The following is a 24,488-nucleotide window of genomic DNA, read 5'->3' as shown; positions in this document are numbered from 1 at the left end:
ATGATTGGTTGGAAGGTGATATTTTTGCTTTTAAGCATTGGTCTGTTATACTTGTTTTCCGAGTTGCTTATCCGTGGAGCGAAAGAGCTTGGAATAAAATTAGGCTTTAGCCGGTTTGTTATAGGAGTTGTTATTCTTGGTTTTGGCACCAGCTCCCCTGAGCTCTTTGTTAGTACCGTTGCTAGTTTAAAAAATTTTCCTCAAATAGCTTTGGGCAATATTGTTGGCTCTAATATTTTTAACATATTACTCATACTTGGATTAACTTCGCTATTAAAGCCGATTAAAATAAATGATCAAAGTTTTCGCTACGATTTTCCCGTGCTTTTAGTAGTTACGATTTTGTATGCCACATTGATTTTTTTCAATTTTTTTGAACGATGGATTGGTTTTATTGCATTGATTCTTTTTATTTCTTACATGTGGTTCTTGTTCAAAAAAAGTACTTATGAGGTAGATGATGATATGATTTCAAAATTTCCATTGCTTGTTAATATCGTTTTTGTCATTGGTGGATTAGTAGGGTTATATTTTTCTTCTGATCTGTTAATTACTTCGGCTTCCTTTATTGCTCGTTATGCAGGCATAGAAGAAAAAGTCATTTCATTGACTGTTGTTGCTGTTGGTACGAGTTTACCTGAACTGGCAGTTTCTCTTGTTTCTATCTTTAAAAAAGAATATGATTTTGCCGTCGGAAATATTGTAGGCTCTAATATTTTTAATGCTTTGCTTATTGGAGGTTTGTCTGTTGTATTTTCTTCCAAAATTTCAACTACCTTCGAATGGCTTGATGCATTAGTTTTCTTCATGTCAGTAGTGTTTTTATGGCTTTTTGGTAGAACTCAATTTAAGATATCACGAGCAGAAGGGGCAATTTTGCTTTCATTCGGAATCGCTTATACATTTTACTTGTACTTATCATGATAACGTTTAAAAAAGCTATAAGTTTTTTTTCATGGCTATTTTTGATAGTTATAATTTTGCTCTGTAGTTATATTGTAAGTATTTTGGTTATAAATTCCATGCACCGTTATCGACCTTTACCTGAGGAAAGCCTCCTATTGTATCGAGGAGATCAAACTTCATATAATTACCCACAATTTTACGATACCATTTCGATCTTAACGTGGAATATAGGATATGCTGGACTCGGAAAAAACGAAAATTTTTTTTACGATGGAGGAAATATGGTGATTCCTCCCCAAGGTTCATATGAAAAGAACTTTTCCGGTATAATCCAGACATTGCAGAACATGGATTCTATTGCTTTATTATTATTGCAAGAAGTAGACTTCAACGCTCGAAGAAGCTATTATGTTAATCAATTCAAAATCATCAGAGATATTTTACCCTCATATTGGTCAGCATCGGCTAAAAATTATCAAGCTTTTTTTGTGCCTGTGCCTTTTTTTAAGCCGATGGGACATGTTCATAGTGGATTAGTAAGCCTATCTAAATATTACCCTTTAGAAAATAAGCGTCTTGCTTTTCCCATGCTATTTTCATGGCCTAAATCACTTTTTATGCTTCAACGTTGCCTATTGGTACAGAAGTTTTATGTTCAGGGAAGTGGTAAGTATTTATATGTAGTTAATTTACATCTTTCGGCTTTTTCTGAAGCTGATTTGATGAGGATTTACGAGATGCAATTGTTGCGCAGTTATGTTTTGAAATGGTATCAAGATGGAAATTATGTAATCGTAGGTGGTGATTGGAACGTTAATCCACCTGGATTTAAGCTTGCTTACAAAACAGGTTATCAAGGTGTGACTTCAGGCATTCCTGTTTTGAAAGATTTTATGCCTGTGGGATGGAAATGGGTTTACGATTCAATCATACCCACCAATCGTGCCGTTGATAAATCGTACGAACCAACCAAAACTCCTGTTACTACGCTTGATTATTTTCTTGTTTCACCTAACATAGAAGTTCTTGATGTTAAAACTTTTGAATATAATTTTGAATTTAGTGATCACCAGCCCGTATACATGAAGTGTTGTTTTATACGTTAGTATGAGAGCTTTAATTCAGCGTGTTGCTAAGGCTTCTGTGTGGGTTGATGGAAAAGAAGTTGGGAAAATTAGTAGAGGCTTGCTAGTTTTTCTCGGAATTGAGCAAAGCGACACTTCTGACGACATTCCTTGGCTAGCAAATAAAATAGTTGGTTTAAGAATCTTTGCTGATAGTGATGGTAAGATGAATCTTTCAGTTCGAGATGTGGATGGAGAAATATTGCTTATTAGTCAGTTCACACTTCATGCAATGACAAAAAAAGGTTATCGTCCGTCATTTGCTCGGGCTATGGAACCAGTTTTAGCCGAGAAACTTTTTCATTTATTTATCAATGAAATGAAAAGAATTTGTCCAGGAAAAATCCATACGGGCGTTTTCGGAGCTTACATGCAAGTTGAACTTGTCAACGATGGTCCCGTGACCATTATGATTGATACCCAAAATAAGGATTTATGACATTGAATGAGTGGCAGAAAAAGGTAGACGATTGGATTAAAAAACATGGAGTACGTTATTTCAATGAAATAACTAATACACTTATTCTCATGGAAGAAGTAGGTGAATTTGCTCGTCATGTGTCTCGAAAATATGGTGAACAATCATACAAATCAAATGAAAATCCTGATGATATCAAGAAGGAATTAATGGATATTTTTTTTGTCATCACATGCCTTGCTAATCAAATGGGGATAAATTTGGAGGATGAATTAATGAATCATATTTCACACAAAGCTCAACGGGATCATTCGAGGCATCATTCAAATTCAAAATTAAGGAAGTAAACCATATGTCGGAAGTGCTTGAAGGTGTTGTCGTTTATTGTGTGGGGAAAAACTATTATGTACTTTCTAATTTCAAAACATATCCGTGTGTATTGCGTGGTAAATTAAAACTTGAATTTCATTATTCAACCAATCCTATCACGGTCGGGGATATAGTTAAGTTTGAATGGAGCAGTGAAATGGGCATAGGTAAAATTTTTCATGTGGAAGAAAGAAAAAATGCCATCATTAGGCGAGCTACCAACGAATCAAAAATACTTCACGTCATAGCTGCTAACATTGATCTTGCATGTCTAATTGTTACTCCACTCATGCCATATACATCTACTGGATTTATCGATCGCTTTCTCATCACTGCCGAAGCTTATCATATACCAGCTATCCTGGTGTTTAATAAATATGACCTTTATCAAAACGATGCTTCAATCATAGAACCTTATATCGAAATCTATCATAAATTTGCTGGGTATTCGTACGTGCTTGTTTCTGCTACAACGGGATTTGGATTAAAAAAGTTCTACGAACACATCTGTGGGAAAACCGTTCTTCTTGCCGGTAATAGTGGCGTAGGGAAATCAACTTTGATTAATGCACTTGAGCCGAGTCTTCGATTAAAGGTTGCAGATATTTCTAGAAAATATCTTAAAGGTAAACATACCACAACTTTTACTCAATTGCATCTTTTAAAGGATGGAACTCGTGTAATCGATACACCAGGAATTAAAGAATTTGGAGTTGTTAATTTTGAACCCTGGGAACTAGGACATTGGTATCGCGAATTTGAACCTTACATTAATAAATGTTCTTTCAGCAACTGTACGCATTGGCATGAACCAGGTTGTGCTGTCCGAAGAGCTACAGAAGAGGGAAAAATTCACCCTGAACGATATAACAATTATTTAAAAATCTTACAAAACATTAAAGATAGTGAGCAAATCAGTTAAATCTTCAGATAATAGCTTTGAAATGACTTAGCGTAGTATCAAGTACGTGTCCGATATAATGAGAAAGAGCTATGTTTTGACTACGCCCAAAGTGGATGAATATTGTAGCAGATTCACGGTATGAAGGTTCTCTGTTGGCATCCGTTAAAAGAAGTTGTCCCATGATAATATGGCCAGCCATTTCGACCAACCTTCTAGCATGAAAATCAATAAGTTCGTCGTTGTTAGTATCTTTTATTTTTTGAACAGTTTTCACGTATTGATCATACATTTTTTTCAGGATTTGCCGTAGATGTTCAAGTTCAGGTGAAATTGGTTCTTTAAATTTTTCTTCCATCCATGCCTGATAGGTACCGTTAAGCACGCCACGAATGGCAGCAACAACCTGCAATTGAGATGTGCCTTCATAAATGTTGGTGATTCTAGCGTCGCGATAATATCGTTCAAGGGGATAATCTTTCATATATCCGGAACCCCCTAAGACTTGAATTGCGTCGTAAGTAATCTGATTAGCATATTCGGTAGTAAAAAGCTTAGTCAGAGGTGTAAATACATCGGCATATTTCTGATAATATTTTAGTTCATTTCTTTCCTCTGGCTCAAGCTTGCGATGATTGGAAAGATGTGTAAGTCCTTTATAAATATCCACATATCTTGTAGTTTCGTAAAGAAGAGTTCTTCCCGCATCGATTTTGGCTTTCATCATGGCAAGCATTTCGTACACGGGAGGGAAATAGATAATAGCTTTATTAAACTGTTCACGCTCATGAGCATATTTATATGCTTCACGGAAAGCTGCCTCAGCAATACCTACTGCTTGTGCTGAAACACCTATTCTAGCTGCATTCATCAGAGCCATTACGTACTTTATGAGTCCAAGTTTTCTCTCTCCTATGAGTTTTGCTGGAGCATTTCTAAAAACTAATTCACACGTAGGGGAACCCTTAATACCTAGCTTATTTTCCAATCTACGAATCGTTACAGCTTTGTGTTTTCTTTCGTATAAAAACAATGAAAGACCTCGTCCATCTTTCGTGCCTTCTTCTGACCTTGCCAGTACAAGCGAAATATCTGCATCTCCGTTGGTAATAAAGCGTTTAACACCATTCAAATACCATGTATTGCTTTTTTCATCATAGGTGGCTTTGAGTTGAACAGATTGAAGGTCGCTGCCAGCATCGGGTTCGGTGAGATCCATGGCTGCAGTGTATCCATAAAGAGGAAAGAGGGGCAAATATTGTTCTTTGATTTCATCGGAGGCAAATTCATGTATAGTTTCGGCACAGTCCTGCAAACCCCATATGTTACTAAAGCTAGCATCAGCTCTCGCGATAATTTCGTTTGACATGACAAAGGGAAGAATCGGAATGTTTAATCCCTTGTATTTTCTTGGAAGAGTCATTCCAATAAGTCCAGCTTTTTTCAAAGCATCGTAGTTTTTTTTGGTTCCTTCAGCATAGTGTACTTCATTATTAATGATTTTAGCTCCCTCATGATCGACAGATTCGGCATTTGGTGCAATAATTTCAGCTGATATTTCACCGATAATACTTAATATTTTTTCGTAACCGTCCATTGCGTCTTCGAAATCCAACGGAGCATCTTCATAAAGTTCCTTTTCTTCAAAGTCATTTTCCCTAATTCGTACGATTTTTTCCATCAAAGGATGGTATAAATGAAAACGTAAAGAAGGATTGTCTGTATAAAAATTTTCCATAACTTTCTTATTTTGAATTCTTTTTGTAATATGTGATCATTTTGGGAATCACTTCAACGACATCGCCGATGATTACATAATCAGCTATCTGATTAATAGGTGCGTCAGGATCCGTATTAATAGAGATGATAGTTGCCGATTCAGCCATGCCTGCGCGGTGTTGAACAGCGCCGGAAATGCCACAAGCGATGTATAATTTTGGACGAACCGTTACTCCTGTCTGTCCTATCTGTCTTTCTTTTTCAGCAAAACCTGCATCTACAGCAGCACGTGAAGCACCCACCTCACCTCCTAACACTTCCGCCAATTCGAATAGCAATTTAAAATTTTCCTTACTTCCCATGCCATAGCCGCCAGCAACAATGATAGGTGCATTTTTGATGTTAACCTTTGGTGGATCAATGTGCCTCTCAATTATATCTACAATAAAGTATTCCTCTTTTAAAAGAGAATTTACGTCGTAATGAACAACTTCAGTATTCACAGGAGAAGAAAGAGGTTCTTTTTTCATGACACCTTCACGAACGGTTGCCATTTGTGGTCGTGTCTCGGGGTTGATGATGGTGGCTATGATATTACCTCCGAAAGCAGGGCGGATTTGATAAAGAAGATTTTTATATGTTGTACCTGTTTTGGTATCGACGTGATCGCCTATTTCTAAGGCAGTGCAGTCAGCCGTCAGCCCACATTTTAGTTTTGATGCTATTCGTGGTGCTAAATCTCGGCCCGTTGGAGTTGCACCAAACAAAGCTATTTGAGGTTTTTCTTTTTCAAATACATGTACAATGAGCTCTGCAAATGGTAAAGTTCTATATGGAAATAATTTAGGATGGGATAAAAGATGAAGAACTTGCACGCCGTAAGGGGCAACTTCCTGAACAATGCTTTCATCAACGTCTCCAAGTAAAATGGCTTCAAGTTTAGTATTTAGATCGGAGGCCAGTTTCCTAGCTTTGGTGCATAATTCAAGGCTAACATCTGCAACATGTCTTTCTTCTGTCAATTCACAAAAAACGAATACACTGTTCACGGCTTTAATATTTGGGTTTAACCTAAAATACGAGATTCAATTAATTTTTTCATAAGTAAATCAATATCTTCATCTTTAGCTGAAAAAACTTGAGATTCTTTAGCAGTAAGAACGACATTTTCTATCTTCTTAACTTTTGTTGGTGAACCACTGAGACCTAACCACTTTTGATCTGCTTCGATATCTTCAACTCCCCATTCAGGAATAACCAAATATGGTCTTTTTTCGTAGAGTTCGTTATATTCACTCGATTCTTCTTGTAGTTCAGTGATAGATTTTGCTTTTTTGTACTTAAGAACCATCAGAGCATTATAAGATCTGCATGGATCGGCTGTGTTATTTACTGTAATTAAAACAGGGTATGGGGAAGAAACAATTTCTATTCCTCTTTCAAGACGTCGTTTGACTATAATTTTTTCATTGGTAATAGTTTCAAGAGACTCAGCATAAGTGATTTGGGGAATATTTAATTTTTCAGCTACTTGAGGACCAACTTGAGCTGTATCGCCATCTATAGCTTGTCTTCCTGCTATTACAAGATGGAATGGAGAAAGTTTTTGAATGGCTCTAGACAAAACGTAGGATGTAGCTAATGTGTCGCTACCAGCAAATCGTTTATCTGTAATCAAAATTCCTTTGTCAATACCCCTGTAAAGGCCTTCACGTATGATTTCGGCTGCTCTTGGAGGACCCATAGTGATTAAAATAATTTCGACGTCATCTAAGGTTTCTTTGATTTTCAAAGCGAATTCCAGGGCATGCAAATCTTCGGGATTGAATATGGCAGGTAAAGCAGCTCGGTTTACAGTTCCATCTGCTTTCATCGCATCTTTGCCTACTTTTCGCGTATCTGGAACTTGCTTAGCAAGAACAATGATTCGAAAACTCATGATTGAACAATTTGTCACAAAAATAGAAAGATTTTGTAATTTATTGTAGAAAAATGAGTGAAAGCAAGATAGATAGGAATAGAACAACAATGAAAATCATTAATACTATTTTTCCTTCAAGATTTTTCAGGGGAATCCAAATTGCAACTATATTAAGCACAATTAAAAGAATAGGTAAAATTATATATTCATCATATGAATTCGTAATTTTACTTTGGGTCCCATCCTCAAATCTGATTTTTTTAACTAGCTTAAAGATATGAGTTTTATATAGGTGAATGCATTGGCCTGCTTTTTCAGCATCTTCGGGTGTTAGGTAAATGATTGAATTACAAGCTCTAAACCCATAATTTAAAACTTCAAGTTCGCAGTTATACGATCGCAAGGGGAGTACCCAGTAATCAAGAAGAAGAATTACAGCAAAAAGAATGAAAAAAGAACTAAGCCATCTAGGAAGAAAAAGTTTTTGTATAGGTAAACTGGATAATGCCATTTCTTCACGAAGAATTTCTTCGTACCTCATTCTGATATACTGGCGAATTCGCTCTTTGATGTATGCTTCAGCATCAAAGACCTCAGTTTGTGAAGTGGTAACTTTGAAGTTTTTTCGCTCATGATACAATTTTATATGTTCGTATGCATCCAGAATCTGGATGAATATTTCCTTAGCCTCAGGTGAGGGATTTTTATCGGGATGATATTGCATAACGAGCTTTCGGAAAGAACTTTTGACTTCTTCCCACGAAGCATTTGGCGGCAGGTTAAGGATGTGGTAATATTTTTCCACCCCAAATTATATGAATTCCTCTCCTTTCTCAAGTAAAATGTCATTGACGTAGTGGCGGATATTTTGCTCGTCTTCTTTTCTAACAATCATTAAAATATCTGAAGTGTCCACAATGATGTAATCTTTTAGACCCTGAATTAATGCGAGTTTATGAGGAGGTATGTGAATAATACAATTTTGGGTGTTGTAAAGCATAATGTGTTCACCTGTTGTGGCATTTTTATTATTATCCTGTGGCATGTGGCTGTGTAATGATCCCCATGTGCCAAGATCTGACCATAGAAATTGACTTAAAACTACGTACACGTTATCTTTAGCTTTTTCCATAACTGCATAGTCGATAGATATGTTTCGGCATGATGCGTATGCTTCTTCTATGAATTTTTTTTCATCCGATGTATTATACACATCTTTGCCTTTCTCAAAAGCATGAGCTATGTCAGGAGCATGAGTTTGGAGAGCTTGCAATATGGAGGAAATTGACCATACAAAAATACCTGCGTTCCAAAGAAACTCTCCACTTTTAATAAATTCCTTTGCAAGATTAATGTCTGGTTTTTCAGTAAATGTTTTAACTTTTCGTATGTTGGGATGTATTTTGGAACTGTCGTGTTGGCTAAATTGGATATAGCCATAACCAGTATCAGGGCGTGTTGGCATGATTCCTAATGTAATTAGCCACGGATTGTTTCGAGCAAATTCAACTGCAAGATTAATATCATCAACAAATTTATCATCATGTTGAATAAGATGATCAGAAGGAGCAACAATCATAACCCCACTAGAATGTGTTTTATAAAGTTTTTGTGCAGCATAGGCTATACAGGGAGCAGTGTTTTTTCGATAAGGTTCAATAATGATCTGATTTTCGGGTAAGGAAGGCAATTGTTCTTTAACATAATGAACGTATTGTTCACTTGTAATAACGTATATGTTTTCTGGTTTGCAAACTTTTGCATATCGTTCATATGTTAGCTGAATAAGTGTTTTTCCGAATCCAAAAATATCTATGAATTGTTTAGGTTTTGACACCCTACTTAAAGGCCAAAATCTTGTCCCTACACCTCCTGCTAGGATGACTGTAAAAACATCTTCCTTCATGCTTTTTTGCAAACCTACGTAATTTTTTCGAATTGAAAAAGTTGAATAAATTAATAGGCATATAAAAGATCTACATTAAGTTTTATGTAGTGCCTTAAAGAAATTAATGTTGAAATAAAAGAAATAAAAATACCAGCAAATAGTATTGATCCGAAAATGAGGAACATATCTAAGGTAGAAAAAATAAATTGTAAATCAGGAATCTGATTCAGCACAAATTGAAAACTTATTTTAAGAAGAAATGCTGCAAAGACCGAAGCTATCAAACTAAACCATAAAAATAATACCAAGAAAGGTCGAAAAATAAAACTTTTGGTTGCTCCTACCAATAACATTGTTCTGATGATGAATCGTCTAGAATAAATAACAAGCCGTATAGTGTTGTGAATGAGACTTATTACAATAATTGTAATGAGTAAAGTTAAAGCTGAAAAAAGGATGGTCATAAAGTTGCTGTTTTTTTCGATTTCTTCTATCAAATTCTCTTGATAGTATGCGGACGAAAAGATAGGTTCCTTTTCAAGTTCAACTTTAAGTTGGTGCATATTTTCCGATTGAGCATAATCAGGTTTTAGTTTTATTTCCAATGAGGGTGATATGGGGTTTTCACCTAAAAGACTGATCACATCTTCTCCTAACTCTTTTTGGATAAATTTCAAAGCTGTGTCGGCAGGAACATATGTTACGCTTTCTATGTAAGGATGTTTTGAATAATATGAAATTTTTTGTTGGATTATATTAGAACCTGCACTGTCATTAATAAAAACGGTGATAACATAATTGCTTTTAATAAATTGTATCATTTTCGAGGAGTTAATAGTAATGAAAAAAATTAAACCCATCAGATAAAGTAATAGGGTGATGCTTATAATTAAAATAATGTATGGTCCTTTAAGATGGGTAATGAATTTCATGCAGCAAAGATGGCAAAATATTTCGATTTAGAAAATAAAAAAAAGACTACCCTTTCGAGGGTAATCTTTTTAAAAAATTATAGGTATTAGTCAATTAGAACAAACTGCGATTTACATTTCTATTCTTTATTACATATTTCAGATTAAATTCAAGACCTCCTTTGCCGGACGTAGCTTTTCTAAGACTTGAAACGTTAATGTCGTATGTAATACCTAAAGTGAAATCATTCATTTCAATAGAAAACATAGGGATAATAGCGTCTCTAGCACGGAAAAGAGCACCAAGGCTAAAATAAGATTCTTTGACGAACCCCGTGTATTTAGAACTTTCTTTTTGTTGATAACGAAGCAAAACACCTGGAAGGATTTCGTTTTGTTTACCTTGTTGATTATAGATGATTGACGGTTTCACAGCAAGGTTAGTATTTGCAATACCTATTAAACTTTGAACATAAGCAGTAATGCGCATATTTAATTTTTCGCTCTCAGTTGCATAATATTTAAATTTGGGCTGAGTTACATGATATAACGCAAATCCTGTTATGAGTTTAAGGCCATCGTTGCTTGACATAGTAGTACTGTTAACATTGAGGCCATAATTTAAACCAAATCCAAAATCGGCATATAAAAAGCTTTCGCTGGAAATATTTTCGTTTGAAGGAAGTGATGGATTAAATCCAGAAACTCCATCGTACTGACTTCCCCACTGAGCATTGGATAGATCCAACCCTCTCTGGCCAACTCCCCCGTAAATACCTGCACCAAGAAATTGTGTTTCATTCAGTTTGACATGATAGGCTACATTTAAATTAACAACCAGGTTTTTCAAAGTTACCGTACCAGCTACATCATTCAGTACGTTGATTCCACCCGCTAGAAAACCACTACCTAAAGTTAAAAATTGTCCATCAGCTGCAAAAGCAAAAGTCCTATATCCTTTTTGAATAGCATGCCATTGGCTTTTATAAATAAGGTTGAATCGATAATTCCCATCAAAATAGCCACTTAAAGCTGGACTTACCATCATGGGTGCTTCCATGTATTGACTAAAATGATAATCCTGCCCTTTTGCAATCGTTCCAACTAATACTAATATAATAAATACGATGTGATTTTTCATATGTTTATTTTTTTTATCTTGTTAAGGTTAATGTTCCTTCAAATTCTTTGGTTTCTCCGTTTTTGAATTCTACTGTAATGTAATACATAAATACCGCAGGATCAAGAGGTTTACCTTTGTAAGTTCCATCCCACGTATCCGTTAACGAAGAGGATTCGTACACCTTAATTCCCCAGCGATCATATATGTAGACTTTAATGTTTTTAATTCCTGCACCATAAATTTGAAAAACATCATTGTTTCCATCCCCATTTGGAGAGAAAATATTAGGAATGAATATATGAGTTATGTAGCATTCCTCGGTTCCTGCAGTGACAGTAGTGTTAGCAGAAGTCTTACAGCCATTAGCACCTGTCACCTGTACATGATAAGTTCCGGGGACCAGCATAGATATAGTGTCTGTTGTCTGGTTATTACTCCAAACAATAGCATATGGTACGTCATTTCCCTGAATAGTTACCCATGCTTTTCCATCATTAGCACCAATGCATGTTTCTGGATCGCCATAAACTTGAATAGCAGGAACTTCTTTAACGGTGATTTGAGTTGAATCTTTGTCGCTTCCGCAAGCATTAGTGGCGGTATAGCGAATGATATACTGCCCTGGTGCCAATGAACTTAAATTAATAGTTCCTGAATTTGGATCGATACCTTGACCACTCCATACACCACCAGCAGGGGTAGCTTGCAAAGTAGGATTGGGATCATTTTGACAGAAAGATAAAAGGTTAGAAGTAATCTGAGCATTGGGTAAATTGACAACCTGTATTACTATTTGGTCAGAATTAGAACAGTTATTAAAAGGATTGGTTACGGTAACACTATATGTACCAGCTGTCGAAACTTGAATTTGTTGATTGCTCGAGCCTGTAGACCAATTGTATTGATAACCAGGATTTCCTGCATCCAGTGTTAAAGATGTCCCTTCGCAAATAGAGGTATCATTTCCCAAATTAACTACCACGCCTTTTGTTGCTAGAGTAATAATGTTTTCATTCGAAGAAGTACTACCCTGAATAGTAGCTGTCACTGTACTGAATGGATTTCCTGCTACGTAAGATGATGGTGTTTGCTCTTTCCATTCTGTTGGACTGGGTGTGGTGCTCCACTTAGCCATGGTTTCCCAAACACCATCTTCTACTTCGTTATAAAATACTTCTACATCAAAATTACTTGAATTGCTTGTTCTTTCTATGCTATAAAAAAATTGATCATTCACTTCGCAAAGGACATTTTCCTTTATAGACGGATCATACCCATAATTGGTTGCATTGTAATTTCTAAAATTAACACCAACGAGGTTGTTTGTTGTAGAAGATGGAATAATGTTAATGGGTCTGAATCGGAAAGGAAGGTTTTCCGAACCCATAGGAAAATAGTATGACTGCGTTGAATTGGTAGCACGAATAAAAGATCCATTATCGTTGCTGCTAATATATCCACTCGTATATTCAAGGGCGTTTGTGGCAGGATTTGAAATAGTTAAAGTATAATCTTGCAAGTAGACTTCGTTAGCATCAAGGAAAAGTTTATTTTGTACGACAACAAAATTCCCCAATTTTTTTTGACCGTTGGTTTGAGGACCATATAAATAAAGATCATAAAATGTCGTTGGACTATTACCCTTAATTTCTTGGTTGATTCCACGTAAGTAGGTTCTGCTATTATTTGCATTAAAAGTATTGTTGTTGATCCAGTTTCCGGTATCTACAAAGATAGCTCCGTTGCTGTTAAGTGTAGCATCATTCAACATTTGCTTAACATACAATGAGTCAAAATTATTTTCAAGGGTAGTATAGCCATTGTTTAAATTTTGATATTCGCCTAATACAATTACTTTCGAATTATTGGAAATGATTACATTAGCACCGTTGTTAACCCAATAACATTGACTTTTAAGAAATAAAAGCAAAAAATGGAAAATTAAAATGAAAAATACGTTTTTATTCATAATCATATAATTTTATGCAAATCTAACAAAAAAAATTTTATTTACCATGTATTTCATAAAAAAAATTACACCCGTTATGAGAAAATCATATCTATTTATAGTTTTTGTGATGATGGTAATGATAATTTATCTAACTATTTCACAACAAAAAAATGTCGAAATCAAACGATTTTATCGAAAAATTAATCATGCTTTCAAAACATTGGATACATGGCAAGCAAAAGTGTTGAAATATTCTGTTAAAGAATTTTTGAATTTTTTTTACCAAAAAGATGTCACAGCATGGGTATATGTAAATGAAAATTTGACAGGTTGGTCGGGAAATCAATATCCTGAACCAGATAAAAAAATTTTGAAAGAAAGTAACGGATCAACTATTTCATTTGTTTCTAATGGCTGGGATATTATCAAAAAAAGGTCAAAAAAGGATACTATTTTTTTAATACAGCTCCCCATATATCTTAATTATACGTTTAGGAATGATTTTGTTCAACCTCATTTTTCATCTTTTTTTCAAGGGATTAGGCATTTAGCTATCAAACCTCCAGTAAGTCATGACGCTACCGAGTGCTTGTCAATTGATGCCTATGGTGTTTGTTTACCATTTGTATACGAACCAGGTTTTCATGAAGATGATCCTTATCAGTGGATCATGCCTATGTTGTTATATGTATTAGTTTTTCTACTTTTCAGCGGATCAAGAAAATATGTGCATAATTATGTTAGAAGTTACGTATTGAAAGTTTTATTTATTATCGTTTCAACTTTTTTCATCTGGTTTACTCTTCACTTGGTTTATTCTATCCCTGTGTGGAAAGGATTAATTATTAAACAACCTCATTTTTTTGCGTGGAGCATTCGCCTACCTTCCCTAGCAGATTTATTGAATGTTTTAATGGCATTTTTTTGGTTTACTGGATTAACTCTCCGCTTGTTGAAAAATTTTCAATGGGTAATAGCCAAGAAAGAATGGAAGTACTTTGTGGTTTTTCTGTGCTGGACCACAATTTGGCTATTCATGGTAGCTTTTTATGTCTTTTTACCTGCTTTTTTTCATAACAGCAGCTGGTACTGGAATTTTAAAGATCTGACAACATTTGATTTGCTTCAAATTTGGCTTTTCTTCACAGTTTTGCTGGCTTCCACTGTAATTGCTATTTTTTGGTACCATGCGTCAAATATTATTCAAAAAACCAAGTTAAAAGAACATTACGTTGGATTAATTTTTGTTTTGTCGGGTTCGTTGATTTTCGTTTTTACTAAGCATTTGATTTTTTGGCAAGATTATTTAGTTATTGGTGGCTTTTTAATTCTTGCTTATTTACTGCTGGTTTTAGTAAAAATGGATCAGCTCAAAAAAACGCTTTTGTTGTTTTTTGCATTGGTCATATTTTCATTTCTTGTGGTGTTATCTTTAAGAAAGATTTATCACGAAAAGTTAAAGCAAAACCTCAAAATATTATCTCTGTATCTGAGTTCTGGGAGAGACCATCTGGCTGAATATCTGATCGATGAGACTTTGCAGGAGTTCATACAAAAATCTGATTCTAATATCAATGAAGAAATCAAGATTCGTGAAACAATCTCTCAGCTTTTTAAAAAAGGTTATTTATCGAATTTTAGTTCTCAGCTTATTGTTTGTTCTTCGCAGGACAAGATTCTTATCAGGCCGTTTAACGAAGAATGCAATTGTTGGAAGTATTTTAAAAATAAGATCGATTCAAATGGTATTTTTGTAAAACCTGGTATTTTTTTCTTTAAAGAAAACAATCGGGGTTATTATTTGGTCAATTTTCCACTTTATCGTAAGACCGATACAATCCAAGTTTTTATAGAACTATTTCCTTTGATGTTAGAAAAGACGCAGGATTATCCAAATCTATTGGTCGACAGGAATTCAGACGTAATGATTATTTCATCTTTTGTATCTTATGCCTTATATGATAATGGAGAATTAAGCTATAGCAAAGGTCAGTTTGTATTCCCATTTCGAATAGATACTTCATGGTTAATGACTGATACAGCAAAGTTCGTTGAAACAAAGACACATTACATGTTTAACGTAAAAACGGATCAGGGATCAGATCTTTTACTGATAGGGGAAAAAATGGGATTTAATCATATGTGGACAGGGTTTAGTTTTGTTTTTCTCTTATCTATTTTTTATACGTTTTTTGTATTCCTTTTTATTCCAAGTTTTTCTTTTTTATCTCCAAGCGACAAAGGACTTTCAACTCGTTTTCAAAGAATGCTGCTCTGGTTCATCCTAGTTTCATTCAGCATATCGGTTTTCTTTTCAGTTCAAAATTTACTACGAATTAGTCATAGGAAAAATCAAGAGTTACTGCATGAAAAAGGGCAAAATTTAAAACTAGAACTTGAAGCTATGATTGCATCCGATTCAACATTATTCAACGCAGATTGGCTCACATCATTTGTCCTTAACTATGGCTACAAAAATCATGTAGACATCAATCTATATAACTGGGAAGGAAAACTTCTAACTACAACCCGTCCTGAGCTTTATGAAAGAAACCTCATCGCTCCATATATAGATCCAACGGTTTTTGAAAAATTAAAAGAACATGTATCTCCCTACGTTATTAGAAGAGAAAAGATAGAAAAACTGGGTTATTATTCAGCCTATTATCCCCTTTACGACAGGAATTATCATGTCATGGGATTTATCCAAGTTCCGTATTTTACACGTGAGCAACAATTTAATGAAGAATTATTTTCATACATTTCATCGATGGTAAATCTGTATCTTATTATTATATTTCTGGGGGTTATTTTGGTGTATGTTTTGACGAAACCGATATTGCGACCTTTAAGTTTAATTAAAAACAGAATGAGAACTATTCGTCTCAGTGGTGTGAATGAAAAAATTACATGGGAGGGGCAAGATGAAATAGCTGACTTGATTGAAGCATACAACAGCATGGTTGATGAACTTGCTCTTAAGGCTCAGCAATTGGCTGAAAACGAACGTGAATTAGCTTGGCGAGATATGGCTAGGCAGGTTGCTCATGAAATAAAAAATCCACTTACCCCAATGAAGCTTTCAACCCAATACATTTGGAAACTTTGGGTAGATAAAGACAAAGATTTTTCGTCTAAGTTCGAAAACTACATTAAAAGCTTGCAAAAACAAATTGATTCGCTTGATAACATTGCATCTTCTTTTTCTAGTCTAGGAAAACTAGTCCAGCCAGATCAAAGCCAAAAAACATCCGTACACGATTTAGTGCAGGATGTTGTAACCTTGTTTCTTTCGGATGAATATGATTTAAGGGTTTCTCTACCAGAAAAGAAATGCTGGATTATAGGAGATTATCAACATTGGAGACAGGTTTTAATTAACCTTTTAAAGAATGCAGTTCAAGCACTTGTTGAGGAACGAAGAGGTGAAATTTCTATCAATGTTTCATGCCTAAACGATCAAGTTTGTATTGCTATTCAAGACAATGGGAGGGGAATGTCGAAGGAGGAAATGAGCAGAATTTTTCAGCCCAACTTCACCACGAAAACATCTGGAAGTGGACTGGGACTAGCCATAGCTAAAACCATAGTAGAAATGTATGGTGGTAAAATCGTTTGTGAATCTCAACTCCATGTGGGCAGTTGTTTTACATTAATCCTGAAAACTAATTCATGATATTTATTATTTTGCTTCTAAATATTTGAGTTCTTTTTTTACTTTTGCAAAAAAATGGTAATTCAACTTACAGATAGCAATTTTGATCAGGAAGTATTACAAAGCAATTTACCCGTTGTTGTGGATTTTTGGGCCGAATGGTGTGGGCCGTGTCGTTTGATTGGCCCTATTATTGAAGAATTAGCTAAAGATTACGATGGAAAAATTAAGTTTGTTAAATTAAATGTAGACGAAAATCCAAGCTCTACCATGAGATTTGGAATTCGCAATATTCCTACCATTCTTTTTTTCAAAGATGGTCAGGTTATTGATAAGCAGGTTGGGGCAGTTCCTAGGCGAATTTTAGAAGAAAAATTAATGCGACTGCTTTGATAGATTGGAATGATCGTAAGATTTATCAGTTTGGCCATCTAGCGTTACGAGCTAGACAAGCTGTAGCAGGTTTTATTACTGGCATTCACAAAAGCCCTTATCATGGTTTTTCAGTTGAATTTTCTGAATATAAACCATATAATAAAGGAGAATCAACGAGATTTATTGATTGGAAGCTTTTTGCTCGATCTCAAAAATTATTTCTTAAGCGATTTAAGGAAGAAACAAATCTAAGAGCATATTTTATCCTTGATGGATCACGCTCCATGCTGTTTCCGAAGGACGAAACTACTGCCCTTGAACAGCAAAGCAAATTTCATTTTGCTACCTATTTGGCAGCATCTCTGATGGTTGTGCTTCACGAGCAAAAGGATGCAGTGGGTCTAAGTCTTATAGGCGATAAGATTATTTTTCATTCGTCGGTTCGTTCTTCTTTTTCACACCATCGTTTCCTTCTCCAAGTACTTGAACAACATCTTGAAAAAATGTACGAAGAAAAACCTCAACAAACTGAATTGGTTGCATGCTTGCATGAAATAGCAGAACGTATTCATCGTCGGAGCTTGATCATATTACTTACTGATTTTATGGATGTTCGACACAACATGAATGAACTATATGACGCTCTTTTGCATATTAGGCATAACAAAAATGAGGTAATTTTATTTCATGTAATAGACGGGCAGCTGGAAGGTGAGTTTCAATTTAATAATCAACCCCATAAATTCATAGATTTGGAATCTGGTGGTTTGGTAAAAATACGTCCAGCCGAAATTAGAGATACTTACATTCGTAATTTTGCTCAATGGCTTAAGATGATTGAGGATATGGCTATTGAATTTGGTATGGACTATCAATTAGCAAATTTACGTTCTGGACTCGAGGGAGTCTTGATTCCCTTCTTTATGCGACGTTTGCAGGTTCGCTCTTAGTTTGCTTATTTTTAATATTTCTAACATTAGCCAGACCAATAAAAATAAAATCACTACAAAGAAAAAGACTAGTATTCCTAGCCAGAAGTTTTGACGGGAAGAAGTTATGGTTTGTCGAGGCGTAATTGGTTTTTTGCTTAAAGATAGTATGTTGAGTTGATGGTATTTTCGTGCCATTTCATCGTTGCCAAGCGAGTCATAATTTAGAGCAATAAGATTATATATTTCGGGTAAATCAAGCATGTAACCAGAGTTTTCAGCAATTTCGATAGCATTAAGCAATGTCTGAGTGCTTTCGTGCCATTTTCGTTGATGATGGAGCATTTTGCCATAGGTAAGAAGGGAATGAAAAGCAAGAAATCGATGACCTGTTTCAATGCAATGGTTCATGGCTGAGAAAAAATATTCCTGGGCACTATCGAATTTCCCTTCATCTGAAAGTAGATAAGCATAATATATGTAACTATTTATTAATCCTTCCCAGTCGTCGTATTTTTTCCGAAGTTGCAAACTATGAGAAAGATAAAAACGTGCTGAATCATATTGACATAAAATCCTATAATTGTTCCCTTGCAAATTAAAAGCATGAGCCATCATGAGTGGATGATCATATTCTTTAGCAATTTGAATGACTTTTTGTAATAATTCCATGCTTTTTCTGGTTGAATCGATGATAGAATAGAGATTAGCTATGTTGAGCAAAGAAAGGGCAGCACTCAATGTGTCCCCGTATTTGAGGTCAATCGTTGTCGATAACTGATAAAGATATAATGCCTGTTCTACACGTCCCTTTAACTGTAGAATTTCTGCAAGATTATTTAAGCCAGAGGAAAGTGCTGCTGTATCATTAAGTTGAAGATCTAAATAAATAGCCTTGAGAAAGTAATAAGCAGCCAAATCTAAATGATCAGTTCTTTTATAAATAAGTCCTAGATTATTGGCACAAGCTGAAATGCCTTTAAGATCATTAATTTTCTCATACCATTGCTGACTTTCTTGTAAATATTTAATACCATCATTGTATTTTCCAAGAAGAAGGCACGCAGTTCCCATGTTCCGAAGACTCAGAGCAATGTCTGAAGCACTGTTTTGCTGTAACGATAATTGATAAGCTTGCCTGGCAATGGAAAAACTTTTTTCTGGGTCGTATTTTCTTAATGCAATTGATTTTCTGTGAAGAGAGTCTAGATGTATTTGACCACGAAAAAATATTGAGCTTGTTAAAAAAAATACAAGTAAAAGAAAGCGTTTCATTAAAATTACTGCATGGAGCTATTGTAAAATTTTATACGTGCTTTCCCTTCCTTGATTTCAAAACACTTGGTATTATTATTGTTACACAATTTTGCTTCAAAACTGATAAACCATTGATGGGCACTAACTGATCCACTACTAAGATCTTTGGTCGTATCGATGGTAACACTTCCACTTTGGGCTACTTTTTCCGTAGAATACCACATGCCCTGATAGTCGCACCATCGAATTCGTAATCCCATACTTTTGTTGGAATCAGCAGATGATGCATTGTAGAAAGGTATGCTTGTTCTATTCGACATCATTATATGCCAGAGACTGTCTTTTTTAGATGCAGTATCAGCAAAAGGGATATTGACCAACTCAAATACGATTTTTTCTTTAGATGCTATGTAATAACCAGAAGAACCTTGATATAACTTAATACCTGTTAGAAATTTAACCGTATCACCGATTTTTCTTGTCGAATCAAAGTAAGTATCCAAATATCCATTGATTCCTACAGTAAGAGACTTACTTTTTTCATTAATAAAACCTTTGAAAAAAATTCCTTTGGGAATAGGTGTAACGGTATCCTTGTTTTCCTTGCATGATATGAAGGAAAGTAACGAAATTATAATGATATAAACATATTTATTCATAAAAAAAGTGTTTTTTCCATCCACGAAATTAATATTTTTTTTAAAATTTTTCACTCATGTCAAAATTTCTGAAAGCTTTTTCATCTCTCGTGAGGGAGACAGTTCTTTGTAGAGGATCCGATAAACGGTTTCGAGAATAGGCATGTGAATATTCATTTTATCAGCAATTTCTTTCATACATTTGGTGGCGTAATAACCTTCTGCAACTTGTTTCATTTCAATTCTTGAATAATTTACACTATAGCCTTTTCCAATAAGTCGGCCAAAAGCTCTGTTACGACTGAACTGACTATATGCTGTCACGAGTAAATCACCAGCATACACAGAAGAATTTATATCTCTATTAAAGTGATTGATGGAATTGAGAAAAAATTGCATTTCTTTTATAGCATGAATAATTAGAACACTAATAAAATTATCGCCATAATTTAATCCATCACTGATACCGGCTGCAATAGCATAAATATTTTTTAGAGTTGCCGCATATTCTATTCCTTTCACATCGGTGGATAAAGAAAACTTAATGTTGTTGGACGATAAAATATTTTTAAGAAATTCAGCAAATTTTATGTTAGTACTTCCAATAGTAAGATAAGATATCTTATTCATGACCAATTCTTCGGCATGACTGGGACCTGCTAATATTGCATAATTCTCAAGCGAAAAATTAAAAAACTGGGCAAAATATTCAGAAGGAATGAGATTGAAATCTGGAATAATTCCCTTGATGGTAGAGATGATAAACTTTTCACAAATGAGTTCTTCATCAACTTCAGAAAGTGCTTTGTTTAGAAATGCTGCTGGTATAGCAAGAAACAAATAATCAGATACTTCGAAAATATCCTGAATATTGTGGTAGAAGCTAATTTTGCTGGGATCAAACTCAACTGAACTTAAATAATCTGGATTATGTCCGAATTTTTTTATATATTCAATCACTTCTCGTCTTCGAATATACCATAAGACGTGAAAGCCATTTTCCTGAAGTAATTTGGCAAGAGCTGTTGCCATACTTCCGCCACCAACAATACCAAGTAATACATCGTTCTTCATGGAACCTAGTTGAGTTGGAATGGAAAACTTAACTTATTCTCCTGTCGAAGGATGAAAATCAAATGCTCTTTATCCGAAGTTAATTTGTTCAGGACCTGCATGTATTGATAGATGTTTTCTATATCAATTTCATTAATTCTTACGATTATATCACCTGGTTGGAGGCCAATTTTTTCAGCGATTTTGCCCGAAACAATACCATCAATACGAACACCCTTTCCTTGCCAAGATAAGTCAGGTACAATTCCCAAAGAATGTTTTGTTCTTCCGTGTGAAATAGTGTTTTCTTCTGGTACATTCGAGAATGGTAAATATTTGATCTTATTTAGCTCGGCTAAAAGATTAAGGGTTATTTCAAGGATCTTTATCATGCCGTCGTAGTAGATTTTCTCAGGATCATCATCATGAGTGTGGTAATCTTGATGCATCCCGGTGAAAAAGAAAAGGACGGGAATTTGTTTAATGTAAAAACTATATTGATCTGAGCCCCGAATACTACCAGGTACTTTCTTGATGTAGTTTTTTTCTCCGAAGGAGACATAAAATAAACTATCCCAAATTGGACTTGAACCAGTACCCAAAATGTAAAGAGGTCGTTGAGTAGAGTCGAAACGCCCCACCATGTCGAAATTGAGTGCAGCAATTGTTTTGTTCAAGATATCAGGATATTTGTTTACAAAGTGCTTGCTACCAAGTAGTCCTTTTTCTTCAGCGCTCCAAAAAGCAAATATGTAATTATGATTGTTAAATAATTGAGGATGAGAAATTATATATTTGGCCAAGGCTAGTACAAAAGCAACTCCACTAGCGTTATCATCAGCACCATTATGAACCATTGGTTTTCCAATATTTCGTGAATTGCTTAAACCATAGCCAAGATGGTCATAATGAGCACTTAAAAGAATTGTGGTTGGAGCTTGGTTATCAATCCAACCTAGGATATTTCTGGAAACGCTGGTAGTATCTGAAGAAAAATGAACCGATATACCATATTTAATGGGAAAGCGTGAGTTGGTTAAATATTTTTCAAGTTTTTTTGATCGAACGAAAAGAATATTTTGATGTGAGTAATAACGAGGTATAATTTTGGATGGTAATGACATGGGACGATTGCTTGCCAATAATAATGTGTTACCTGTTGAATATGCAAATTTTTGTTTTAGTTTTTCAATCATAAGAAAACTCAAACTGTCTTCCCAATGTTTTTTACCCAGTTTTGGATCAATTTCGAGTTTAGCAAAAGTTGATCCTGTAAAAGATATCGTATCTACAGACTGGTAGCTTAATTGTTTGAAAGCAAGTAAGCCATTGTCGTCTTGTAATAGCTGGTAGATGCCAAAATCATTGGGGTAGGTAAAGGTCGTTTTGTCGACAATAAGCACTGCTTTTTTTACACTAGGGAGAGATGGAATAGTAAATCGATCTTCGTAAGTGTCCAATAAAGGTTGGATGTGTAGTTGTTTTAATGTTCGAATAATGTATTTGGATGCTTTTTTTTCTCCCTTTGTACCAGCTTCACGACCGTGCATTCTATCAGCCGAGAAGGTATAAATATGTTTTTTTATTTCAATCAAAAATTTTTGCTTCTCTTCTTGAGATAAAAAAGAAAGCTGGCATCTGAGGATGCCAGCATAGGTAAAATAAAATAAATAAAATAAGGAGGTAAAAAGAGATCTGATCATTTTAGGCCAAGAATATTTTTGCCTTGCTTGAAGACAATATCTACAGGAATTCCGCTTTTGTTGACTTTTTCCAAATCTTTTTTCATGTCGTCTGGCATAACAGCTTCAGCTTCAATCCATTTTTTTGCTGCCTCGTAATTGCCATCGCCTTGAATAACTAGAATCTTTTTGACAAGGGATTCTACAGATTGGGGGATCTTGTCTAGGTGAACAAAGTATTTTCCATTGGATTTTTTCTCTATAGCACCTGTTTTCAGGAAATGATTGAATGCCAGCAAATTAGCTTTTCCATGAGCGCTAGCGGCGCCGAACCGAACAGATCGAAAAATACCAGCCACATACGTAACGTAGTTTTCGTTCATGTTACCTTCAGTGATGAGGTTCATCTGGCGTAAGAGACCAACCAAATAAAGGCCTAAAATATCTGCTTTGCATTCCTCTATGGTACTGTAAGCTTCTTTGAGAGCTTCTCGAACAGTAGTTTTGGAATTGACTACATATTTGATACCTAGTCCGTGTGCTACTTCGTGGAACATCACATTGTTAAAGAAAGCATCAAAATTGATCAAATTGATTTGGGTTTCGTCAATGAGCATGTTAGCAATAGGTGTAAGGATTTTGTCAAATTTTGCTTTCATAGCATTTTTAAGCTGAAGTCGGCGTGTACCTTTCTTTAACTGAACTTGTTCGTCGTTGGGAAGGTTAATAGCAATGGTTTTACTACCAGCATTGCAATCTCCAGCATAATATAGAACATAATAAACATTCATATCGCTCGATGTGCCGGGTGTTTCTTTTTTATATTTTTCGTCAACAGGAAGTTTTTTCTGAAGTTCTGGTAAAACTTTGATAAATTTTTCGAGTTTGCTACTCCATTCTGTGTCTTTAACGAGGATGAAAGCTTCAAAAGCAGCTTTTTTCTCAAAGAGATGGTCGTCGTAACTCTCGATAGGTCCCACTACAAAGTCGAAGAGATTGTCCTTCATGTCCATCCATGCCATATCACTTTCGAAGTACTGGGAAGTAACCAATGCTTTTGCTCGTAATTGTAGATATTTTTGAAAAGCTTTGTTGTCAGTTAATTCGGATGCTTGCATCAGGAGATCATGAGCTTTTTGAAGTTGTTCCTTATATGCTTCATGATACCATACTACTTTTAGTTTTCCATTTTCATCACGTCGAATGAGGGTATACAGACTATTTTTATCTGGATTTTCGAACTTATCAAACTCTTCTTTGGTCATGTCAGAAGGATAATAATTGGCACCCAATGGTTTCTCTCCGAAGCCTTGCATGAAAGGTTTATTATCGTTAAGTCTTTCCCAAGGGCCATAGTTGATTAAAAAGTATTTTTTCAGAAGCTCGTTCTTCAAAGTATCTAATATTTGTTTCTTTTTGTCCAGTCCTAGGGTTTGATCCCAAAAAAGTTCGTCCATAATGTCAGCCACATCAAAAAGAAGAGAAAGCATTTTTTTGTCTTTATCGGAAAATTTAGTTAAATCATAATTGAGTTCAACTTCAGCAAATTGTTCGACCTTCTTTTTAAGTGTTGTGTCTTCGTTTTTCATTTGTTCATTTTTGGGTTGTTTACACTGGGTAAACAAAAAAACAAGACAAATGCCAATGATGTTAATGATTTTTTTCATG

The 24,488-nt window shown here is 35.0% G+C and carries 21 protein-coding genes; 8 read left to right on the top strand and 13 right to left on the bottom strand.

Annotated features, from left to right (window positions below; translation table 11 throughout):
• The 5 genes from N2Z72_00510 to rsgA all read left to right on the top strand — a co-directional run bounded on the left by N2Z72_00510 (nucleotide 1) and on the right by rsgA (nucleotide 3,739).
• Nucleotides 1-924, top strand: coding sequence for a calcium/sodium antiporter (locus N2Z72_00510; protein ID MCX7696158.1), 924 nt, complete (start codon nucleotides 1-3; stop codon nucleotides 922-924).
• 98 nt (nucleotides 925-1,022) lie between these two features.
• Nucleotides 1,023-2,012, top strand: a complete 990-nt coding sequence (locus N2Z72_00505) for an endonuclease/exonuclease/phosphatase family protein (protein ID MCX7696157.1) — start codon at nucleotides 1,023-1,025, stop codon at nucleotides 2,010-2,012.
• A 1-nt stretch (nucleotide 2,013) separates the two neighbouring features.
• A complete protein-coding gene (gene dtd / locus N2Z72_00500; GenBank protein MCX7696156.1) occupies nucleotides 2,014-2,469 on the top strand; it encodes a D-aminoacyl-tRNA deacylase in 456 nt (151 codons plus the stop codon).
• Complete coding sequence (locus N2Z72_00495; protein ID MCX7696155.1) at nucleotides 2,466-2,795, top strand: nucleotide pyrophosphohydrolase; 330 nt, start codon at nucleotides 2,466-2,468, stop codon at nucleotides 2,793-2,795. Before dtd ends, N2Z72_00495 begins: the two co-directional genes overlap by 4 nt.
• Before the next feature lie 5 nt (nucleotides 2,796-2,800).
• Nucleotides 2,801-3,739 carry a ribosome small subunit-dependent GTPase A gene (gene rsgA, locus N2Z72_00490; GenBank protein MCX7696154.1) on the top strand — a complete coding sequence of 313 codons (939 nt, stop codon included), beginning with the start codon at nucleotides 2,801-2,803 and terminating at the stop codon, nucleotides 3,737-3,739.
• Between the two features lie 4 nt (nucleotides 3,740-3,743).
• On the opposite strand, the gene N2Z72_00485 is transcribed toward rsgA, so the two are convergent.
• The 8 genes from N2Z72_00485 to N2Z72_00450 form a co-directional block, all read right to left on the bottom strand.
• Nucleotides 3,744-5,456 carry an acyl-CoA dehydrogenase family protein gene (locus N2Z72_00485; protein ID MCX7696153.1) on the bottom strand — a complete coding sequence of 571 codons (1,713 nt, stop codon included), beginning with the start codon at nucleotides 5,454-5,456 and terminating at the stop codon, nucleotides 3,744-3,746.
• Nucleotides 5,457-5,463: 7 nt separating this feature from the next.
• Nucleotides 5,464-6,486: an electron transfer flavoprotein subunit alpha/FixB family protein gene (locus N2Z72_00480; protein MCX7696152.1), complete on the bottom strand. Its 1,023-nt coding sequence runs from the start codon at nucleotides 6,484-6,486 to the stop codon at nucleotides 5,464-5,466.
• Between the two features lie 17 nt (nucleotides 6,487-6,503).
• Nucleotides 6,504-7,376, bottom strand: coding sequence for an electron transfer flavoprotein subunit beta/FixA family protein (locus tag N2Z72_00475; GenBank protein ID MCX7696151.1), 873 nt, complete (start codon nucleotides 7,374-7,376; stop codon nucleotides 6,504-6,506).
• Nucleotides 7,377-7,416: 40 nt separating this feature from the next.
• Entirely contained in the window at nucleotides 7,417-8,163 is a 747-nt protein-coding gene (locus N2Z72_00470; protein MCX7696150.1) for a J domain-containing protein, read from the bottom strand.
• A 6-nt stretch (nucleotides 8,164-8,169) separates the two neighbouring features.
• On the bottom strand, nucleotides 8,170-9,264 hold the full coding sequence (locus tag N2Z72_00465; GenBank protein ID MCX7696149.1) for a mannose-1-phosphate guanylyltransferase: 1,095 nt from the start codon (nucleotides 9,262-9,264) through the stop codon (nucleotides 8,170-8,172).
• A gap of 50 nt (nucleotides 9,265-9,314) precedes the next feature.
• Complete coding sequence (locus tag N2Z72_00460; protein MCX7696148.1) at nucleotides 9,315-10,067, bottom strand: permease-like cell division protein FtsX; 753 nt, start codon at nucleotides 10,065-10,067, stop codon at nucleotides 9,315-9,317.
• A 205-nt stretch (nucleotides 10,068-10,272) separates the two neighbouring features.
• Nucleotides 10,273-11,298, bottom strand: a complete 1,026-nt coding sequence (locus N2Z72_00455) for a PorP/SprF family type IX secretion system membrane protein (protein MCX7696147.1) — start codon at nucleotides 11,296-11,298, stop codon at nucleotides 10,273-10,275.
• Nucleotides 11,299-11,311: 13 nt separating this feature from the next.
• Nucleotides 11,312-13,249, bottom strand: a complete 1,938-nt coding sequence (locus tag N2Z72_00450; protein ID MCX7696146.1) for a gliding motility-associated C-terminal domain-containing protein — start codon at nucleotides 13,247-13,249, stop codon at nucleotides 11,312-11,314.
• Between the two features lie 46 nt (nucleotides 13,250-13,295).
• Here N2Z72_00450 and N2Z72_00445 point away from each other — a divergent pair, with 46 nt between their 5' ends.
• Genes N2Z72_00445 through N2Z72_00435 form a run of 3 tightly spaced genes read left to right on the top strand, consistent with a single transcriptional unit; the run spans nucleotide 13,296 to nucleotide 18,211 of the window.
• Entirely contained in the window at nucleotides 13,296-16,907 is a 3,612-nt protein-coding gene (locus N2Z72_00445; protein ID MCX7696145.1) for a HAMP domain-containing histidine kinase, read from the top strand.
• A 54-nt stretch (nucleotides 16,908-16,961) separates the two neighbouring features.
• Entirely contained in the window at nucleotides 16,962-17,279 is a 318-nt protein-coding gene (gene trxA, locus N2Z72_00440; protein ID MCX7696144.1) for a thioredoxin, read from the top strand.
• Nucleotides 17,276-18,211: a DUF58 domain-containing protein gene (locus N2Z72_00435; GenBank protein MCX7696143.1), complete on the top strand. Its 936-nt coding sequence runs from the start codon at nucleotides 17,276-17,278 to the stop codon at nucleotides 18,209-18,211. Before trxA ends, N2Z72_00435 begins: the two co-directional genes overlap by 4 nt.
• On the opposite strand, the gene N2Z72_00430 is transcribed toward N2Z72_00435, so the two are convergent.
• From N2Z72_00430 to N2Z72_00410, 5 genes are read right to left on the bottom strand one after another with little or no spacing between them, the layout of a single operon-like run.
• Nucleotides 18,146-19,465, bottom strand: a complete 1,320-nt coding sequence (locus N2Z72_00430; GenBank protein ID MCX7696142.1) for a tetratricopeptide repeat protein — start codon at nucleotides 19,463-19,465, stop codon at nucleotides 18,146-18,148. The two genes, N2Z72_00435 and N2Z72_00430, sit on opposite strands and share 66 nt — an antisense overlap.
• A 5-nt stretch (nucleotides 19,466-19,470) precedes the next feature.
• Nucleotides 19,471-20,106: a hypothetical protein gene (locus tag N2Z72_00425; protein MCX7696141.1), complete on the bottom strand. Its 636-nt coding sequence runs from the start codon at nucleotides 20,104-20,106 to the stop codon at nucleotides 19,471-19,473.
• 54 nt (nucleotides 20,107-20,160) lie between these two features.
• Entirely contained in the window at nucleotides 20,161-21,159 is a 999-nt protein-coding gene (locus N2Z72_00420; protein ID MCX7696140.1) for an NAD(P)-binding domain-containing protein, read from the bottom strand.
• A gap of 5 nt (nucleotides 21,160-21,164) precedes the next feature.
• Nucleotides 21,165-22,841, bottom strand: a complete 1,677-nt coding sequence (locus tag N2Z72_00415) for a M28 family peptidase (GenBank protein ID MCX7696139.1) — start codon at nucleotides 22,839-22,841, stop codon at nucleotides 21,165-21,167.
• Nucleotides 22,838-24,487, bottom strand: coding sequence for a Zn-dependent hydrolase (locus N2Z72_00410; protein ID MCX7696138.1), 1,650 nt, complete (start codon nucleotides 24,485-24,487; stop codon nucleotides 22,838-22,840). Before N2Z72_00410 ends, N2Z72_00415 begins: the two co-directional genes overlap by 4 nt.
• Nucleotide 24,488: the final 1 nt, after the last annotated feature.

Source organism: Bacteroidales bacterium, assembly GCA_026418905.1.
GTDB lineage: Bacteria > Bacteroidota > Bacteroidia > Bacteroidales > DTU049 > JAOAAK01.
The sequence above is the reverse complement of the archived record's forward strand: the minus strand, read 5'-3'. Positions and strand labels throughout refer to the sequence as shown.

Bases quoted from the DNA above. Each gene is read 5' to 3' on its own strand.
- N2Z72_00510 (MCX7696158.1), top strand. From the start codon at position 1: ATGATTGGTTGGAAGGTGATATTTTTGCTTTTAAGCATTGGTCTGTTA.
- N2Z72_00505 (MCX7696157.1), top strand. From the start codon at position 1,023: ATGCACCGTTATCGACCTTTACCTGAGGAAAGCCTCCTATTGTATCGA.
- dtd (MCX7696156.1), top strand. From the start codon at position 2,014: ATGAGAGCTTTAATTCAGCGTGTTGCTAAGGCTTCTGTGTGGGTTGAT.
- N2Z72_00495 (MCX7696155.1), top strand. From the start codon at position 2,466: ATGACATTGAATGAGTGGCAGAAAAAGGTAGACGATTGGATTAAAAAA.
- rsgA (MCX7696154.1), top strand. From the start codon at position 2,801: ATGTCGGAAGTGCTTGAAGGTGTTGTCGTTTATTGTGTGGGGAAAAAC.
- N2Z72_00485 (MCX7696153.1), bottom strand. From the start codon at position 5,456: ATGGAAAATTTTTATACAGACAATCCTTCTTTACGTTTTCATTTATAC.
- N2Z72_00475 (MCX7696151.1), bottom strand. From the start codon at position 7,376: ATGAGTTTTCGAATCATTGTTCTTGCTAAGCAAGTTCCAGATACGCGA.
- N2Z72_00465 (MCX7696149.1), bottom strand. From the start codon at position 9,264: ATGAAGGAAGATGTTTTTACAGTCATCCTAGCAGGAGGTGTAGGGACA.
- N2Z72_00460 (MCX7696148.1), bottom strand. From the start codon at position 10,067: ATGATACAATTTATTAAAAGCAATTATGTTATCACCGTTTTTATTAAT.
- N2Z72_00455 (MCX7696147.1), bottom strand. From the start codon at position 11,298: ATGAAAAATCACATCGTATTTATTATATTAGTATTAGTTGGAACGATT.
- N2Z72_00450 (MCX7696146.1), bottom strand. From the start codon at position 13,249: ATGAATAAAAACGTATTTTTCATTTTAATTTTCCATTTTTTGCTTTTA.
- N2Z72_00445 (MCX7696145.1), top strand. From the start codon at position 13,296: ATGTATTTCATAAAAAAAATTACACCCGTTATGAGAAAATCATATCTA.
- trxA (MCX7696144.1), top strand. From the start codon at position 16,962: ATGGTAATTCAACTTACAGATAGCAATTTTGATCAGGAAGTATTACAA.
- N2Z72_00430 (MCX7696142.1), bottom strand. From the start codon at position 19,465: ATGAAACGCTTTCTTTTACTTGTATTTTTTTTAACAAGCTCAATATTT.
- N2Z72_00425 (MCX7696141.1), bottom strand. From the start codon at position 20,106: ATGAATAAATATGTTTATATCATTATAATTTCGTTACTTTCCTTCATA.
- N2Z72_00420 (MCX7696140.1), bottom strand. From the start codon at position 21,159: ATGAAGAACGATGTATTACTTGGTATTGTTGGTGGCGGAAGTATGGCA.
- N2Z72_00415 (MCX7696139.1), bottom strand. From the start codon at position 22,841: ATGATCAGATCTCTTTTTACCTCCTTATTTTATTTATTTTATTTTACC.
- N2Z72_00410 (MCX7696138.1), bottom strand. From the start codon at position 24,487: ATGAAAAAAATCATTAACATCATTGGCATTTGTCTTGTTTTTTTGTTT.